We start from the raw sequence: 14853 nt of genomic DNA, 5'->3' as shown, positions 1-14853 counted from the left end.
AATAGCGCTGCAGTGCAACATGTCAACGCCCGAGTCATATCAGCCCGATGAAGCGTTCCGCATTTGCGATATCGAGCTCGACGATCCAAAGATCGCTGTCCTGGCGCTTCCTGCGGGCGATGAATTCGGAAAATTCGGAAGGATTATCATCGTCTTGGTGCTTGGAAAGCACCCATTCGCGCGCACCATCGGGCAGCGGCATGCGTTCGTAGGCGCGCGATTTTGCACCATTTTCGCAACAAATGACAAGCAGTGTCCCCGCGTCGCGTTCGCCCTTGGCCAGCACGGTGGCGAACCCGCCTGCGGCCTGAACGGCGCGCAGGAGGCCGGAAACTTCGAGATGAGCGGGGAGCCGCGAATCCATCAGGAGCGCTCCGGCGGGCGATAGCCCGCCAGTCCGGAAAGCGCGATGTGGGAGCGCATGAAGGTGCCGGTACCGCGCCCGATTTCGTCGCCTTCTTCGTCCAGTAGATGCGCTTCGGCGATGAACACACGCCGCTTGCCGCTGATCCAGCGGCCTTCGGCAATTACCTTGCCGCTTCGCAACGGCTTGGTGAAATGCAGGTTGAAACCGGTCGTCAGGAGGAATCGGTCCGAGACCAGCGAATTGGCGGCGTAGAAAGCCGCGTCGTCGAGCATCTTGAAGTAAAGCGTCCCGTGCGTCGCTCCGGCAGCATGGAAATAGCGCTCGTCGGCCTGGAAAGTAATCCGCGTATGACCCGGAGCGAGTACGTCCAGCGAAGATGCAAAAAGCACATTGACCGGAGCCGAAGCGTACAGCGCTTCGAGCGCGCGGAAATGCGCCTGCTCGCCGGTTTCCGCGCCGTCCAGCCGGTCAGGCGGCGTCACGGTCCGTCACATTGGTGATCAGGCTGTAGATCGCCTCTGCATTGGGAGCATCGACCAGCGCATCGTGCATCCGCTCATCCCGGACCAGCCGCGAGGCAGCCGCCAGCGCCTGCAAATGCGCCGCGCCAGACTGTTCGGGCGACAATAGACCGATCACCAGATCGACCGGCAGACCGTCTGCCGCGCCGAAATCCACCGGGCGTTCCAACTTGATCACGGCGACAATCGGGCGGCGGATGCCGGGAATTCGCGCGTGCGGAATTGCCACACCGCGTCCGAACCCAGTACTGCCCAACTTCTCCCGCTCTTCCAGATGGTCGAGCACAAGCGCCGCATTGAGCTCCCACGCTTTCGCGAATACCTGCGCCAACTGGTGCAGAATATCGGACTTCGAAGCAGCGTTCAGGATCGCCACGGATTCAGGCTTCAAGGCAAAATTGGTGGTCATTGTTCTGGTCTGGCGGCTTCCGAGTAAGCTCCCGCGCGATTTAACACGCGTGAAAATCAGCGGAAATGATTGATTTCAAACACGATCATAGTTTCGCGTCATTACGCGAAGTTCGATCAGGATGGTTCGACCCACCCGATCGACCCGTCATCGCGGCGATAGACCATATTATGCCGCCCGGTGCCAGCATTTTTGAAGAACAGCGCATTTGTGTGGCGCAGATCGAGCAGCATCACTGCATCCGAAACACTGACCTCGGGGATGTCGACCCGGGTCTCGGCGATCACGGGCGGCGCATCCTCGGATACTTCGGCATCGGAATCGATGTCCTCACGCGGAGCGAAGATGGTGTAGGCTGCGTCTTCTTCGCGGGCAGCATATTGTGCCTGTTCGTGACGATCCTTCAGCCTGCGCTTGTAGCGGCGCAACTGCTTTTCGATCTTCTCCGCTGCCTGATCGAAGGCCTGGTGCGCATCGTGCGCCTGCCCGTGGCTCTTGAGGATCAGCCCGTGATTGACGTGAAGGACGATGTCGGCCGCAAACGAGCTCGCTGGCGCCTTGCCGAAGGTTACCGTGGAAGAAAGCGCTCGGCTGAAATGCTTGTCGACGATGGAGCTGAGACGGTCCGATGCATGTTCCTGCAAGGCGGCTCCGGTATCGACCTGATGTCCCGACACGCGAATATCCATGAGCGGTAACTCCTTCCCTAATGGTTGTCCTGTGGAACCCATGTGGTGAGCCGTGCTCACGAGGTCCAGAGGGGAGATTCCATAGTTTTGAGGAAAGCAGCGTGGCGTGCAAGTTCTTCCGCACTTGGCAGGTGCGGACGAGGGGCACGATATTCGCCTAGACGGAGGCGGAACACAGCATTTTCTACTGCCTTCTCAACGGTATTGTCCACCGCCAGCTGCAAGCCGATCTGCCGCCCGCCGGTCAGTTCGACATAGACCTGCGCCAGCAGTTCCGCGTCGAGCAGTGCTCCGTGCAGGACGCGGTGCGAGCGGTCGACTCCGTAGCGGCTGCACAGCGCATCGAGCGAATGCTTGGCGCCGGGATGGCGGCGACGCGCAATGGCGAGGGTATCGATCATCCGTTCAAGATCGACCACCTCCAGTCCGCATGCGGTCAGTTCGGCATTGAGGAAGCCGAAATCGAACTGCGCATTGTGCGCCACCAACGGCGAATCACCGATGAAATCGAGCAATTCAGCAGCCCGTTCGCGGAAGCATGGCTTGTCGGCGAGGAATGTGGCGGACAGGCCATGGACCCGCTCGGCTTCCACCGGCATGTCGCGCTCGGGATTGAAATAGGCGTGGAAAGTCGCCCCGGTCGCCACGCGGTTGACCATTTCGATGCAGCCGATTTCCACCATCCGGTCACCCGTGGCGGGATCGAGGCCGGTAGTTTCGGTATCGAAGATGATTTCGCGCATGGCGGGACTATTGCCGTAAGGCTCTAGCCGCGCAAGCCGGGGGCAAGCTTGTCCACCAGCGTTTCGACCGCTGCCTGCGTTTCTTCCAAAGTTGTGCCGGTATTGATCACATGATCGGCGCGCGCCCGCTTCGCATCGTCGGGCAATTGCAGCGCGAGGATCTGGGCGAATTTCTCTGCGGTCATCCCTTCCCGCGCCAGCACGCGGGCGCGTTGGACATCGGCAGGCGCGGAAACGACAAGCACCTGATCGACATCGGCCAGCCCGCCCTTTTCGAACAGCAGGGGAATATCGAATACCACCAGCGGGGCCTGGTAATGCCGCCAGAGGAAATTGCGCCGCGCCCTGCCAACTTCGGGATGGACGATCGATTCAAGGCGGGCGAGCTGGTCGCGGTCACCGAATACCATCGCGCCCAACGTACCGCGATTGACGCCTTCCGCTCCGGTTGAGCCGGGAAAGGCTGCCTCGATCTGCGGCACCAAGGCCCCGCCCGGCCCCTGCATGGCCCGCACCTGCGCATCGGCATCGAACACCGGTACGCCAAGCTGCTCGAACATCGTCGCGACAGTGCTCTTGCCCATGCCGATCGAGCCGGTGAGGCCGAGGATCAGCGGGCGCTTTTCGCTGGCATTGCTCATCGGGTGAGCAATTCGCGCAAGTCTAGGTCCCCGTCATCGCGCGGGGGTGGCTGGCCGAAGAAACGTTCGAAAGCCACGGCAGCCTGACCGATCAACATCGCAAGCCCGTCGATAGTGCGCAGGCCCTTGGCCTTCGCTTCGGCCAGCAGCGGGGTTTCCAGCGGGTGGGTGACAATATCGTAGACCACGCTTCCCGGGGGCACATGGCTGAAGTCGAAATCGAGTGGCGGCTGCCCCGCCATCCCCAGCGGACTGGCATTGACGATAAGATCGCAGCAGCCTTCCCGATCATCGAAAGCGAAATCGGTCGGCTGCGCAAAATAGACCAGCGGCGCGGTGTGGTGCTCGCCCTCTGGATCGATTTCTTCAAGGATCGCCCTCGCCTTGGCCGTGTCGCGTCCCGCCAGCACCAGCGTGAAGCCATGCTCGGCCAGCGCCGCCACCACCGCCCGCGCCGCACCGCCGGTGCCGATCACTCGCGCCATGCGGAAATAGTGCTGCTGCGCCAGCAGGGGGCGCAGGGGTTCGAGGAAGCCTTCGACATCGGTATTGGTGCCGATCAGGCCCCCATTGTGGCGCCGGGTAATCGTGTTGACCGCACCTACCAGTTCGGCACCGATCTCCATCCGGTCGAGCAAAGGAATCACCGCCTGCTTGTGCGGCATGGTGACATTGCACCCGCGCCAGTCGGGATCGTTGCGGCGATTGGCCACGTAATCGGCAAGGCCATCCGGCGTGACATGGCAGGCGCGGTATTCGGCATCGAGGCCCAGCTTTTCCAGCCAGTAGGAGTGAATCGCGGGTGATTTCGACTGGGCGATGGGATCGCCGATCACTTCGGCATAGGGGGGCGTCATGACGGCAATTCACCCAATTCGCGCAATGCGCCGAGCACCGGGAGCAGCGGCATTCCCAGCACGGTGAAGTGGTCGCCTTCGATATGATCGAACAATTGCACCCCCAGCGCTTCGATCCGGAACACCCCGACGCATTGGCTGACCTCGGGCCATTCGGCAGCGAGGTAGCGGGTGATGAAATCTTCCGACAGTAGGCGCACCTTGAGCCGGGCGTGCGCAACTTCGCTCCAGCGCAACTGCCCGCCGGTTGCGATCGCGGCGGCCGAGTGCAGTTCCATCGTCCGGCCGGAGAAGAAGCGCAGGTGCTCGGCGGCCTGCGCCCGGCTGGCGGGCTTGTCGAAGCGCATGCCGTCAACCGAAACCACCGAATCGCTGCCCAGCACCGATTGCCCCTGGCCATCAACCGAAAGCGCCTTGGCTTCGGCCAGCGCGAGCGCGACATGCGCGGGCGGCACAGCCCCAAGCTCCGCTTCAAGCGCGCGTTCGTCGAGCGCAGCGGGAACAACGGTAAAGTCCACCCCCGCCGCCGTCAGCATGGTGCGGCGCGACGCCGATTTGGACGCCAAGACTATCATAGCATTGCGATCATATCGGCCAACTCATATCGGTTTGATCCCGGGCGGCATCGCCTGATCGCGACCCGCGCGCTCCTGGTACAGCTTGATCACTGCGGCGGCGGTCTCCTCGATCGAGCGGCGCGTCACATCGATCACCGGCCAGCCATTATCGGCGAACATGCGGCGGGCAAAAGCCAGTTCGTTCTTAACCCGCTCCTCATCGACGTAGGAGGTTTCGGTATTCTCGTTAAGCGACAGTAGCCGGTTGCGGCGAATCTGGATCAGGCGATCAGGCGCGGTGGTAAGACCAACCACCATCGGCCTGCGTAGCCGGAACAGCAGATCGGGCGGCGGGCTTTCCACCACCAGGGGGATATTTGCCGTCTTGAAGCCGCGATTGGCGAGGTAGATGCTCGTCGGCGTCTTGGATGTGCGTGATACGCCTGCGAGCAGCAGGTCCGCCTCTTCCCAGTTCTCCCAGCCGATCCCGTCATCGTGGGCGATGGTAAACTGGATCGCATCGACACGGGCGAAATAGGCTTCGTCCATCGCGTGTTGCCGGCCGGGGCGACCCTTGGCTTCCTGGCCCAGCCGTTCTTCCAGAGCCACGGTGATGGCATCGAGCGCATCAACGTGTTTCAGCCCCAACGCGCGACACCGCTCCTCCAACTGCTCACGAATATCCAGATTTACTAGCGTATAGAGCACCAGTCCCGGCTTGGCCTTGAATTCATCGACGATCCGTTCGAGATGCTGGCGCGAGCGGACCATCGGCCAGAAGTGCCGCGTCACGTCACTGTCCTCGAACTGCGCGAGCGCGGCCTTGGCGATCATTTCCAGCGTCTCGCCGGTGGAGTCTGACAGCAGGTGAAGGTGGAGTGAAGTCAAGTGATGCGCCCTGTGGACAGTTGGCCGCATAAACCACGGGAGGGAATGGCGGACAAGCTATGGATGGAATTGTACCCCCGCTACCGGCCATTGCGCGCGCAGCTTCATGCGCAGGCTGTAGCACTTTTGCCCAGCCTGTGGGTAACGGGGACAAGCATTGCTTGACGCGCAAAGACAACGAGTCGATGCCTGCCGCATCGCCGATCGGCGCGGGAGGAGTCCGGCGAAGACCGGTAATCCCCGCAATCCACAGGCCCAACTATCTACTGAATCCTTATATATAATAATTATTTATTGGATTGGACTCTCTCAGGATGCCCGGACTCCTTCTCGAAAACCTGTGTGGTACACGAACCGAAAAGCGCCCCGTGTGGCTGATGCGGCAGGCTGGGCGCTACCTGCCGGAGTACCGCGCGTTGCGGGCGGAAAAGGGCGGATTCCTCGAACTGGTCTATGACAGCGAGGCAGCGGCAGAGATCACCCTGCAGCCTATCAATCGCTTCGGTTTTGATGGGGCGATCCTGTTTTCGGATATCCTGATCGTGCCGCACGCGCTGGGGCAGGATCTGTGGTTCGAAGCCGGGGAAGGCCCGCGCCTCGCGCCGCCGCTGGTGGACGGGGCATGGCAGGCGCTGGAAGCGGCACCGCGGCATTTCGAGCCGGTCTGGCGCACAGTGGCGCTGACCAAGGCTCAGCTTTCGGACGATGTGACAATGCTCGGTTTCATCGGGTCGCCGTGGACGGTGGCGACATATATGGTGGCGGGGCAGGGGTCGAAAGATCACCACGCGGCGCGCTCGCTCGCCTATCGCGATCCTGCAGCTTTCCAGTCGCTGATCGATGCGATCGAAGCGGCAAGTCTCACCTATCTGCTCGGCCAGATCGATGCGGGCGCAGAAGCGGTGCAATTGTTCGACAGCTGGGCGGGTTCGCTCAGCCCCGACCAGTTCGAACGCTGGGTCATCGCCCCCAACGCGCGGCTTGCTGCTGCCATCCACGAAGCGCGACCGGGGGTTCCGGTCATCGGCTTCCCGAAAGGTTCGGGTGCCAAGCTGCCCGCCTATGCCCGCGAAACCGGCGTGGATGCGGTGGGAGTGGACGAAACCATCGATCCGCACTGGATCACCGCCCAGTTGCCCGGCGGAATGCCCGTGCAGGGCAATCTCGATCCGATGTTGCTGTTGGCAGGCGGGGAAGGTCTGGACGCGCAGGTGGGCAAGATCTGCCATGCCTTTGCCGACCGTCCGCATGTGTTCAATCTGGGCCACGGGATCGACAAGGAAACTCCGATCGCCCACGTCGAGCAATTGCTGGCGGTGCTGCGCGGTTAGTGGGTGACGGCGCGGCGGAAGCTGGATAGAGGACAGCGATGCAGGAATTTCTCGCGCCGATCTATCTCTGGCTCAAGGCGGGGCACATCATCTTCGTGATTTTCTGGATGGCCGGGCTGTTCATGCTCCCCCGGCTGTTCGTCTATCACCAGGAAGCGCCCGCCGGATCGGAAGAAGCTGCGCGCTATGCCGATCGCGAACAGAAGCTGCTCAAGATCATCCTGCTGCCTTCGATCATCGTCGTCTGGGTGCTGGGCCTGTCATTGCTGGGCACCCGGCTGGTGCCGATGGGCGGCTGGTTCCATCTGAAGCTGCTTCTGGTGTTGGCCCTGTCCGGCTACCACGGATATCTCTCGGCCTATGCGAAGAAGTTGGCGCGCGGCGAACCGTCGCTGTCGGGCAAGCAGATGCGGCTGCTGAACGAAGTCCCCGGCGTGGCTGCGGCGCTGATTGTCGTGCTGGCTATCGTCAAACCGTTCTGAGTGCCCGCCGGAATCATCGGGCAGCTGTAAATCGAGAATTGACCGCGGTGGGGCCGTGCCATATTGCGGTTGCATCACCGGCTAGAGGTCGCGCTTCACAGGCGACCGGGTCTGCTTTCTCCAAGCCCAATCGGCCCGCCGGCATCCCAACCAAGACGGAAATACCATCATGCATTTGAAAGAACTGAAACAGCGGACGCCGGCAGAATTGGTCTCGATGGCCGAGGAAATGGGCGTCGAAGGCGCCAGCACCATGCGCCGCCAGGACCTGATGTTCGCGATCCTTAAGGAAGTGGCCGAGGATGGCGAGGAAATCCTCGGCATCGGCACCATCGAAGTGCTTCAGGACGGCTTCGGATTCCTCCGCTCGCCTGAAGCCAATTACCTGGCCGGACCGGACGATATCTACGTTTCGCCCAACCAGGTCCGTAAAATGGGCCTACGTACTGGTGACACCGTCGAAGGCGAGATCCGTGCCCCGCGCGATGGCGAACGCTATTTTGCCCTGACCAAGCTGCTCAAGGTGAATTACGACGATCCTGAAGCCGTCCGCCACCGCACCAATTTCGACAACCTCACCCCGCTATACCCCGATGAGCGACTGAATCTCGACACCAAGGACCCGACGGTCAAGGACAAGTCGGCGCGCGTGATCGATCTCATCAGCCCGCAGGGCAAGGGCCAGCGCGCGCTGATCGTCGCCCCGCCACGGACCGGCAAGACGGTTCTGTTGCAGAACATCGCGAAGGCCATCACCGATAACCATCCCGAAGTGATCCTGCTGGTGCTGCTGGTGGACGAGCGGCCGGAAGAAGTCACTGACATGCAGCGGAGTGTGAAGGGTGAAGTGATTTCCTCCACCTTTGACGAACCAGCTTCGCGCCACGTACAAGTCGCTGAAATGGTTATTGAAAAAGCCAAGCGGCTGGTCGAACACAAGCGCGACGTGGTGATCCTTCTCGATTCGATCACCCGTCTTGGCCGCGCGTATAACACTGTCGTCCCGTCATCGGGCAAGGTGCTGACCGGCGGTGTCGATGCCAATGCGCTCCAGCGGCCCAAGCGCTTCTTCGGCGCGGCGCGCAATATCGAGGAAGGCGGCTCGCTCTCGATCATCGCCACTGCGCTCATCGACACCGGCAGCCGCATGGACGAAGTGATTTTCGAAGAGTTCAAAGGCACCGGCAACAGCGAAATCGTGCTTGATCGCAAGGTGGCCGACAAGCGCATCTTCCCGGCGCTCGATGTCGGCAAGTCCGGCACCCGCAAGGAAGAACTGCTGGTCGATCAGGCGCAGCTCAGCAAGATGTGGGTCCTGCGCCGCATCCTGATGCAGATGGGCACGATCGATTCGATGGAATTCCTGCTCGACAAGATGAAGGATTCCAAGACCAACGAAGATTTCTTCGCGACGATGAACCAGTAGTCGCCTGCCCTGGCGGGCAGCTTGCCGGATGAGAGAGAAGGGACGCCTGCCATGAAAGTCCATATCGAGATCGACTGCACTCCTGAAGAGGCGCGGCAATTCATGGGACTGCCTAATGTCGAGCAGGCCAATGCAATCTATGTCGATACAATTGCGAAGGCGATGCAGGGCGTTTCGAACACCGAGCAGCTCGAGCAATATGCGCAGCAGCTGGCGCCGATGGGGCAAATGGGGCTAAAAATGTTCCAAAGTTTCGTCGAAGGGGCGAGCCGGAATATGACAGGCGGCGCCGCGCCGTCGGAGAAGACTGGTGATGCCGATTAACCTGTTGTAATGATTACAATATTTGCCCTATCTAGCGGCGCACCGCCTGCCGGGATAGGGGTGATTCGCATGACCGGGCCGCAAGTTCAGTCAGCCCTTTCCCTGGTTGCTGGCATGGTCCCGCCGCCGCGCAGGGCTACGCGGGCCAACTTTCATGACGCAGCCGGCGACTTGCTCGACGACGGGTTGGTGCTGTTCTTTCCCGGCCCGCATTCGGTGAGCGGTGAGGACCTGGCGGAATTCCATTGCCATGGAGGTCGTGCGGTCATTGCTGCGGTCGAGCGGGCGCTGGGTAAAGTGCCGGGGTGCAGACGCGCGGAACCGGGCGAGTTTACTCGCCGCGCCTTTGCCAACGGTCGGATCGATCTGGCCGAAGCTGAGGGTTTGGCCGACCTCCTCTCTGCCGAAACCGAGATCCAGCGGCGCAGCGCCATTTCGATGGCCAGCGGTGCGCTTTCACGGCAGGTGGAAGGCTGGCGGGAACGGGTCCTGGTGCTCTCGGCACAGGTCGAAGCTGTGCTAGACTTCGACGACGAAGGTGATGTTTCCGGCCTTCCGCAGCACTTTGCGCTGGAACTGTCTGCGCTGGCGAGGGAACTGCGGGAGGCGCTCGCAGCACCCCATGCGGAGGTATTGAGGGAAGGCTTTCGGGTTGCTCTTGCCGGCCCCCCGAATGCGGGGAAATCGACTTTGTTCAACGCCTTGACCGGCAGCGAGGCTGCGATAACCGCAGACATACCGGGCACTACGCGGGACGTGCTGACCCAGTCGGTTGCGCTTGCTGGCATACCTTTCACCTTCGTCGACATGGCCGGACTGCGCGCGCCGGGAGAAGACCGGATCGAGGCCATCGGAATTGCGCGGGCGGGGGAGGAGGTTAGTCGGGCAGACCTTGTCTTGTGGCTTGGACCGGAAGGGAAGGGGCCCGCTGGTGCCTGGGAAATTGACGCGCAATGTGACCGTCAAGACCATGTCGCAAAACATCGGTCCGACTTTGGCGTTTCAGCACTTACTGGCGAAGGCCTTTCAGACCTTCGTGATGCGCTGCTCAACGCGGCGCAGGCGGCTATGCCCAAACCGGGTACTGCGGCAATCAACGCACGCCAGCGAGTACGGCTTGAGGAAGGGCTTGCCGGACTTGCAACGGCGGCACTGGCTACCGATCCGCTGCTCGTTGCCGAAAGCCTTCGCCTGACGCGAGTTGCCTTCGATGGACTGACAGGGCGCGCGTCAACGGAGGACGTGCTTGACGCGTTGTTCGGGCGATTCTGCATCGGCAAGTGACTGTTCCACGTGGAACAACGTTCAGCACAATCGGTTTTGACCCGCATAGATCCCGGCGTTAGTGACGGGTGATGGAGATGTTTGATGTCATCGTTGTTGGCGGCGGTCATGCCGGATGCGAGGCAGCGGCTGTTGCAGCGCGGATGGGCGCGCGCACCGGGCTGATAACATTCGATGCAAGCAAGCTCGGAGCGATGAGCTGTAACCCGGCGATCGGCGGCCTTGGCAAGGGCCATCTTGTACGCGAGGTCGACGCTTTTGACGGGTTGATTGGCCGCGCGGCGGATGCGGCCGCAATTCATTACCGGATGCTCAATCGCTCCAAGGGCAGCGCGGTGCAGGGGCCGCGCGTGCAAGCCGATCGCCGGTTGTTTCGGGCCTCGGTGCAGGCGATGCTGGCGCAGCAGGACAATCTGTTGATTATCGAGGCCGAGGCCTCCGAGCTGCTCAGCGAGGGAGGCCGAATCGTCGGCCTCCGCCTGAGCGACGGGAGTGAGATCGCGGGGCGCTCGGTTGTCCTTTGCACGGGCACGTTCCTTGGCGGCACGTTGTTCAGAGGCGAGGAGCGATTTGAGGGCGGGCGGATTGGCGAGAACTCTGCGCAGAAGCTGGCGGTTCAGCTCCGCTCCGCAGAATTGCCGATGGCACGGCTCAAGACGGGCACGCCACCACGGCTCGACGGGCGTACGATTGACTGGGCGCGATTGGAGGAGCAACCCTCCGATAGCGAACCCTGGACGATGTCGCCGCTCACCCCGCGACGCGCAAATCCCCAGGTTTTTTGCGCCATTACCCGCACGAACCCCCGAGCGCACGACATCATCGCCGCAAACCTTTACCGCTCACCGCTGTTTACCGGCGCCATCGGAGCGGCAGGTCCGCGCTATTGCCCGTCGATCGAGGACAAGATCCACCGTTTTGCGGACCGCGACGGCCATCAGGTCTTCCTCGAGCCCGAAGGCCTCGACACACATCTGGTATACCCAAACGGCATAAGCACTTCGCTTCCGATCGACGTGCAACTTGCAGTGCTGCACTCGATGGAGGGGTTGGAGCACGTTGTAATGGAAGTGCCCGGCTATGCGGTCGAGTATGATCATATCGATCCGCGCGCGCTTGGCCCGGATCTCCAGCTCAGTGCGATGCCAGGCCTCTACTGTGCCGGGCAGGTCAACGGCACGACCGGCTATGAGGAAGCGGCCGCACAGGGTCTGATGGCGGGTATGCACGCGGCTTGTAACATTCTGGAGCGGGCTCCACCCGCCCTAGATCGTGCCAACAGCTATATGGCGGTGATGATCGACGATCTCACCCTTCATGGGGTCAGCGAACCATACCGGATGCTTACCGCGCGAGCTGAGTACCGGCTGCGACTGCGGGCTAACAATGCCACGACGCGGCTAACGCCATTGGCCGCAGATTCAGGTTGTTTGGGTGCCGAGCGGCAGGATTGGTTCGCTCGACGGGAGGAGGAGCGATCCTCGTGGAACGACGTGCTCGATCAGGCAGTAGCGGCAGGAGAGCTGGCGGATGCTGGGCTAGCGATCAAGCGCGATGCCGGGCGCAAACCTCTGCGTGAATGGCTGACTTTTCCCGAGCTCTCTATGGAGAGCCTCTTGCCCTGGCTCGATCCGGTATATGACCCCACCTCCGAGCTGGCCGGGGAACTGGCGGAGGATGCCGTCTATGCGCCCTATCTCCAGCGGCAAGATGCTGAATTGCGTGATTTACGCAATAGTGAGGCCTTGGTCTTGGGAGAGGGGTTCCCCTTTTCGGAGGTCCCGGGGCTATCGAACGAGATGGTCGAGCGCCTGTCTACGGCCCGCCCGCGCAACCTCGCCGCAGCTGGACGAGTGCGAGGAATAACTCCGGCGGCGCTTGCGGCATTGCTGGTCCATGCGAAACGCCGTAATCGGGTGGCATGATCGATAGCGAAGAAGCGGCTCGTGCATTTTGTGCGGGGCGGTGCGATGATGCCGCGATGGCGCGGCTGGAGCAATTTGCGGCGCTGTTGGCGGAAGAGAATGCAAGGCAGAATCTTGTGTCGGCAGCGAGCCTCGATTCGGTGTGGCAGCGGCATCTGGCTGACAGTCTCCAGCTGCTTGACCACGTTCCACGTGAAACTTGTCGATGGCTGGATCTTGGTTCGGGTGCAGGCATGCCCGGACTGGTGATTGCGCTCGCCCGACCGGAAATTTCGATGGGCTTGGTTGAATCGCGGAGAAAACGGATCGATTGGCTGGAGGGAATCAGGGTCCGATTCGACCTCGTTCGCTGTACCGTTTACGGTTCTCGTCTCGAAAATGTGGATAGCCACAACGCTTCGGTAATCACTGCGCGGGCCTTCGCGCCATTGGGCAAGCTGCTGAACTTATCCGCCCGGTTTTCCACACACTCTACCCGCTGGGTGTTGCCGAAAGGGCGGTCGGGCGCGCAAGAACTGGCTGAGCAGCCCGCGAACGTCCGAAACATGTTCCACGTGGAACAATCCCGGACGGATCCCGAAGCGGGCGTTCTTGTCGGCACAGGGAGGCCACCGCTACCATGATCGTCGTTGCCATAGCTAACCAGAAGGGCGGTGTGGGCAAGACCACCACGGCGATCAATATCGCCACCGCCATGGCCGCGAGCGGCTGGCGGACACTGCTGGCAGACCTGGACCCCCAGGGGAACGCATCGACCGGCATCGGCATTCGCGCCGCCGATCGTGACCTTTCTAGCTATGATGTATTGGTCGATCAGGCTCCACTGGCCGATTGCATCATGCGAACGACCATTCCCGGCCTCGATCTTGTTCCGGCCACTGTCGACCTCAGTGGCGCGGAAATCGAACTGGTGGGAGTAGAGAATCGCACTCACCGGCTGCGCGATGCCTTCGCCCGCCACACCGGGCATGATATCTGTTTCATCGATTGTCCTCCCTCGCTTGGCCTCTTGACCCTGAATGCGCTCTGCGCGTCTGATACCTTGTTGGTGCCGCTGCAATGTGAATTTTTCGCCCTAGAGGGCCTCAGTCAGTTGCTACAAACTGTCGAGCAGGTGCAGCAGCGCTTTAACCCCGATCTTGGAATCGTTGGCATTGCCTTGACGATGTTCGATCGCCGCAACCGATTGACCGATCAAGTGGCGGACGATGTCCGCGAATGTCTCGGCAATCTGGTCTTCGAGGCGGTGATCCCGCGCAACGTGCGCTTGTCCGAAGCGCCAAGTCACGGTCTTCCGGCACTGGTTTACGATCATTCGTGCACCGGAAGTCGCGCATATATGGCCTTGGCGCGTGAACTGATCGGACGGCTCCCGGCACAGAAGGTGGCAGCATGAGCGAAAACGATATGGATACGCCTGCGCAGGCCCATCCGCCACGGCGCAAGCTGGGACGCGGACTGGGTGCGCTGATGGGAGATGCGCGGCGCGAGGAGCCGCTGGTAACCCAGCGTCCTCCATCGAGCCCGGGTGGCCAAGAGGTCGCGAACGGTGGCGTGATCCGCACCGATGGCCTGGCAATGTTGGCCGTCGCCGATATCGAACCGCACCCCGACCAGCCACGGCGCCACTTCGATGAAGAGGCGCTGGCCGAGCTGGCTGCTTCTATCGCCAGCAGGGGCGTAATCCAGCCGGTGATTGTCCGTCCGCAGCCGCGTGGCAAGTATCAGCTGGTTGCGGGGGAGCGCCGCTGGCGTGCCTCACAGAAGGCACAAATCCACGAAATCCCGGCGATCATACGCGATCTGGATGATCGGGAGGTCATGGCGCTCGCGCTGATCGAGAATATCCAGCGCGAAGACCTCAATCCCATCGAGGAAGCCCGCGCGTACCAGCGGTTGGCCCAGTTCGAGGATATGACCCAAGCCGAAATCGGCGCAATGGTGGAAAAATCGCGCAGCCACGTCGCCAATCTGCTGCGATTACTCTCGCTGCCGGGAGGAGTGCTGGACCTGCTCGAAGTGGGCAAGCTCGACATGGGCCATGGGCGCGCGCTCATCGGGCTGGAGAACGCCGAGGAGATCGCCAAGCAGGCTGTTGCCCAGGGACTCTCGGTCCGCGAAGTCGAGAAGTTGGCGCGCAAGAGCCGTAACGGTGGCGAATCGCCTGCACGCAGGCAGGCCCGGCCTTCCCGCGATCCGGCGCAGGACGCGGATATCGCGGCGGTGGAGAACCACCTCGAGGAGTTTCTCGGCCTGCCGGTGAAGATTGTGACAGATGAAGATCCGCGGACCGGTTCGGTCACCGTGCGGTTCCGCACCCTCGATCAATTAGACCTTATTTGCCAGAGACTTACTGGTGGTGGAATTTGATTTCCCGCTAAATAGACGCCGCGCAGGAAGTTGCTCGGC

General features: G+C 61.7%; 18 protein-coding genes. 9 read left to right on the top strand and 9 right to left on the bottom strand.

Annotated elements, in window-relative coordinates:
• Nucleotides 1–34: 34 nt before the first annotated feature.
• From JY451_06445 to JY451_06405, 9 genes are all read right to left on the bottom strand, one after another.
• Complete coding sequence (locus JY451_06445) at nucleotides 35–364, bottom strand: DUF1491 family protein (GenBank protein ID QZH76184.1); 330 nt, start codon at nucleotides 362–364, stop codon at nucleotides 35–37.
• Nucleotides 364–831, bottom strand: coding sequence for a PaaI family thioesterase (locus JY451_06440; protein QZH76608.1), 468 nt, complete (start codon nucleotides 829–831; stop codon nucleotides 364–366). The genes JY451_06445 and JY451_06440 overlap by 1 nt, the downstream gene beginning before the upstream one ends.
• A gap of 4 nt (nucleotides 832–835) precedes the next feature.
• Nucleotides 836–1297, bottom strand: a complete 462-nt coding sequence (locus tag JY451_06435) for a PTS sugar transporter subunit IIA (GenBank protein ID QZH76183.1) — start codon at nucleotides 1295–1297, stop codon at nucleotides 836–838.
• A gap of 116 nt (nucleotides 1298–1413) precedes the next feature.
• On the bottom strand, nucleotides 1414–1986 hold the full coding sequence (gene raiA, locus JY451_06430; protein QZH76182.1) for a ribosome-associated translation inhibitor RaiA: 573 nt from the start codon (nucleotides 1984–1986) through the stop codon (nucleotides 1414–1416).
• Nucleotides 1987–2042: 56 nt separating this feature from the next.
• Entirely contained in the window at nucleotides 2043–2729 is a 687-nt protein-coding gene (gene dnaQ, locus JY451_06425; protein ID QZH76181.1) for a DNA polymerase III subunit epsilon, read from the bottom strand.
• A 23-nt stretch (nucleotides 2730–2752) separates the two neighbouring features.
• The gene (locus JY451_06420) at nucleotides 2753–3370 is read right to left on the bottom strand and encodes a dephospho-CoA kinase (protein ID QZH76180.1); all 618 of its coding nucleotides are present in this window, start codon (nucleotides 3368–3370) and stop codon (nucleotides 2753–2755) included.
• A complete protein-coding gene (aroE, locus tag JY451_06415; GenBank protein ID QZH76179.1) occupies nucleotides 3367–4227 on the bottom strand; it encodes a shikimate dehydrogenase in 861 nt (286 codons plus the stop codon). The genes JY451_06420 and aroE overlap by 4 nt, the downstream gene beginning before the upstream one ends.
• Nucleotides 4224–4802, bottom strand: coding sequence for a Maf family protein (locus JY451_06410; GenBank protein ID QZH76178.1), 579 nt, complete (start codon nucleotides 4800–4802; stop codon nucleotides 4224–4226). The genes aroE and JY451_06410 overlap by 4 nt, the downstream gene beginning before the upstream one ends.
• Before the next feature lie 24 nt (nucleotides 4803–4826).
• On the bottom strand, nucleotides 4827–5672 hold the full coding sequence (locus tag JY451_06405; protein ID QZH76177.1) for a kinase/pyrophosphorylase: 846 nt from the start codon (nucleotides 5670–5672) through the stop codon (nucleotides 4827–4829).
• A 314-nt stretch (nucleotides 5673–5986) separates the two neighbouring features.
• Between JY451_06405 and JY451_06400 the strand changes: the two genes are divergently transcribed.
• The 9 genes from JY451_06400 (at nucleotide 5987) to JY451_06360 (ending at nucleotide 14814) form a co-directional block, all read left to right on the top strand.
• Entirely contained in the window at nucleotides 5987–7003 is a 1017-nt protein-coding gene (locus JY451_06400; protein ID QZH76176.1) for a uroporphyrinogen decarboxylase, read from the top strand.
• 38 nt (nucleotides 7004–7041) lie between these two features.
• The gene (locus tag JY451_06395) at nucleotides 7042–7485 is read left to right on the top strand and encodes a CopD family protein (protein QZH76175.1); all 444 of its coding nucleotides are present in this window, start codon (nucleotides 7042–7044) and stop codon (nucleotides 7483–7485) included.
• A gap of 169 nt (nucleotides 7486–7654) precedes the next feature.
• Nucleotides 7655–8911: a transcription termination factor Rho gene (gene rho / locus JY451_06390; GenBank protein QZH76174.1), complete on the top strand. Its 1257-nt coding sequence runs from the start codon at nucleotides 7655–7657 to the stop codon at nucleotides 8909–8911.
• A 51-nt stretch (nucleotides 8912–8962) separates the two neighbouring features.
• The gene (locus tag JY451_06385; GenBank protein ID QZH76173.1) at nucleotides 8963–9235 is read left to right on the top strand and encodes a hypothetical protein; all 273 of its coding nucleotides are present in this window, start codon (nucleotides 8963–8965) and stop codon (nucleotides 9233–9235) included.
• A 9-nt stretch (nucleotides 9236–9244) separates the two neighbouring features.
• Nucleotides 9245–10519 carry a tRNA uridine-5-carboxymethylaminomethyl(34) synthesis GTPase MnmE gene (gene mnmE / locus JY451_06380; GenBank protein QZH76172.1) on the top strand — a complete coding sequence of 425 codons (1275 nt, stop codon included), beginning with the start codon at nucleotides 9245–9247 and terminating at the stop codon, nucleotides 10517–10519.
• Between the two features lie 71 nt (nucleotides 10520–10590).
• Nucleotides 10591–12444, top strand: a complete 1854-nt coding sequence (mnmG, locus tag JY451_06375) for a tRNA uridine-5-carboxymethylaminomethyl(34) synthesis enzyme MnmG (GenBank protein QZH76171.1) — start codon at nucleotides 10591–10593, stop codon at nucleotides 12442–12444.
• Nucleotides 12441–13067 carry a 16S rRNA (guanine(527)-N(7))-methyltransferase RsmG gene (gene rsmG, locus JY451_06370; GenBank protein ID QZH76170.1) on the top strand — a complete coding sequence of 209 codons (627 nt, stop codon included), beginning with the start codon at nucleotides 12441–12443 and terminating at the stop codon, nucleotides 13065–13067. The genes mnmG and rsmG overlap by 4 nt, the downstream gene beginning before the upstream one ends.
• Complete coding sequence (locus JY451_06365) at nucleotides 13064–13840, top strand: ParA family protein (GenBank protein ID QZH76169.1); 777 nt, start codon at nucleotides 13064–13066, stop codon at nucleotides 13838–13840. Before rsmG ends, JY451_06365 begins: the two co-directional genes overlap by 4 nt.
• On the top strand, nucleotides 13837–14814 hold the full coding sequence (locus JY451_06360) for a ParB/RepB/Spo0J family partition protein (GenBank protein QZH76168.1): 978 nt from the start codon (nucleotides 13837–13839) through the stop codon (nucleotides 14812–14814). The genes JY451_06365 and JY451_06360 overlap by 4 nt, the downstream gene beginning before the upstream one ends.
• Nucleotides 14815–14853: the final 39 nt, after the last annotated feature.

It is taken from the genome of Erythrobacter sp. (genome assembly GCA_019739335.1).
Lineage (GTDB): Bacteria > Pseudomonadota > Alphaproteobacteria > Sphingomonadales > Sphingomonadaceae > Alteraurantiacibacter.
This window is presented reverse-complemented; position numbering and strand designations above follow the sequence as displayed.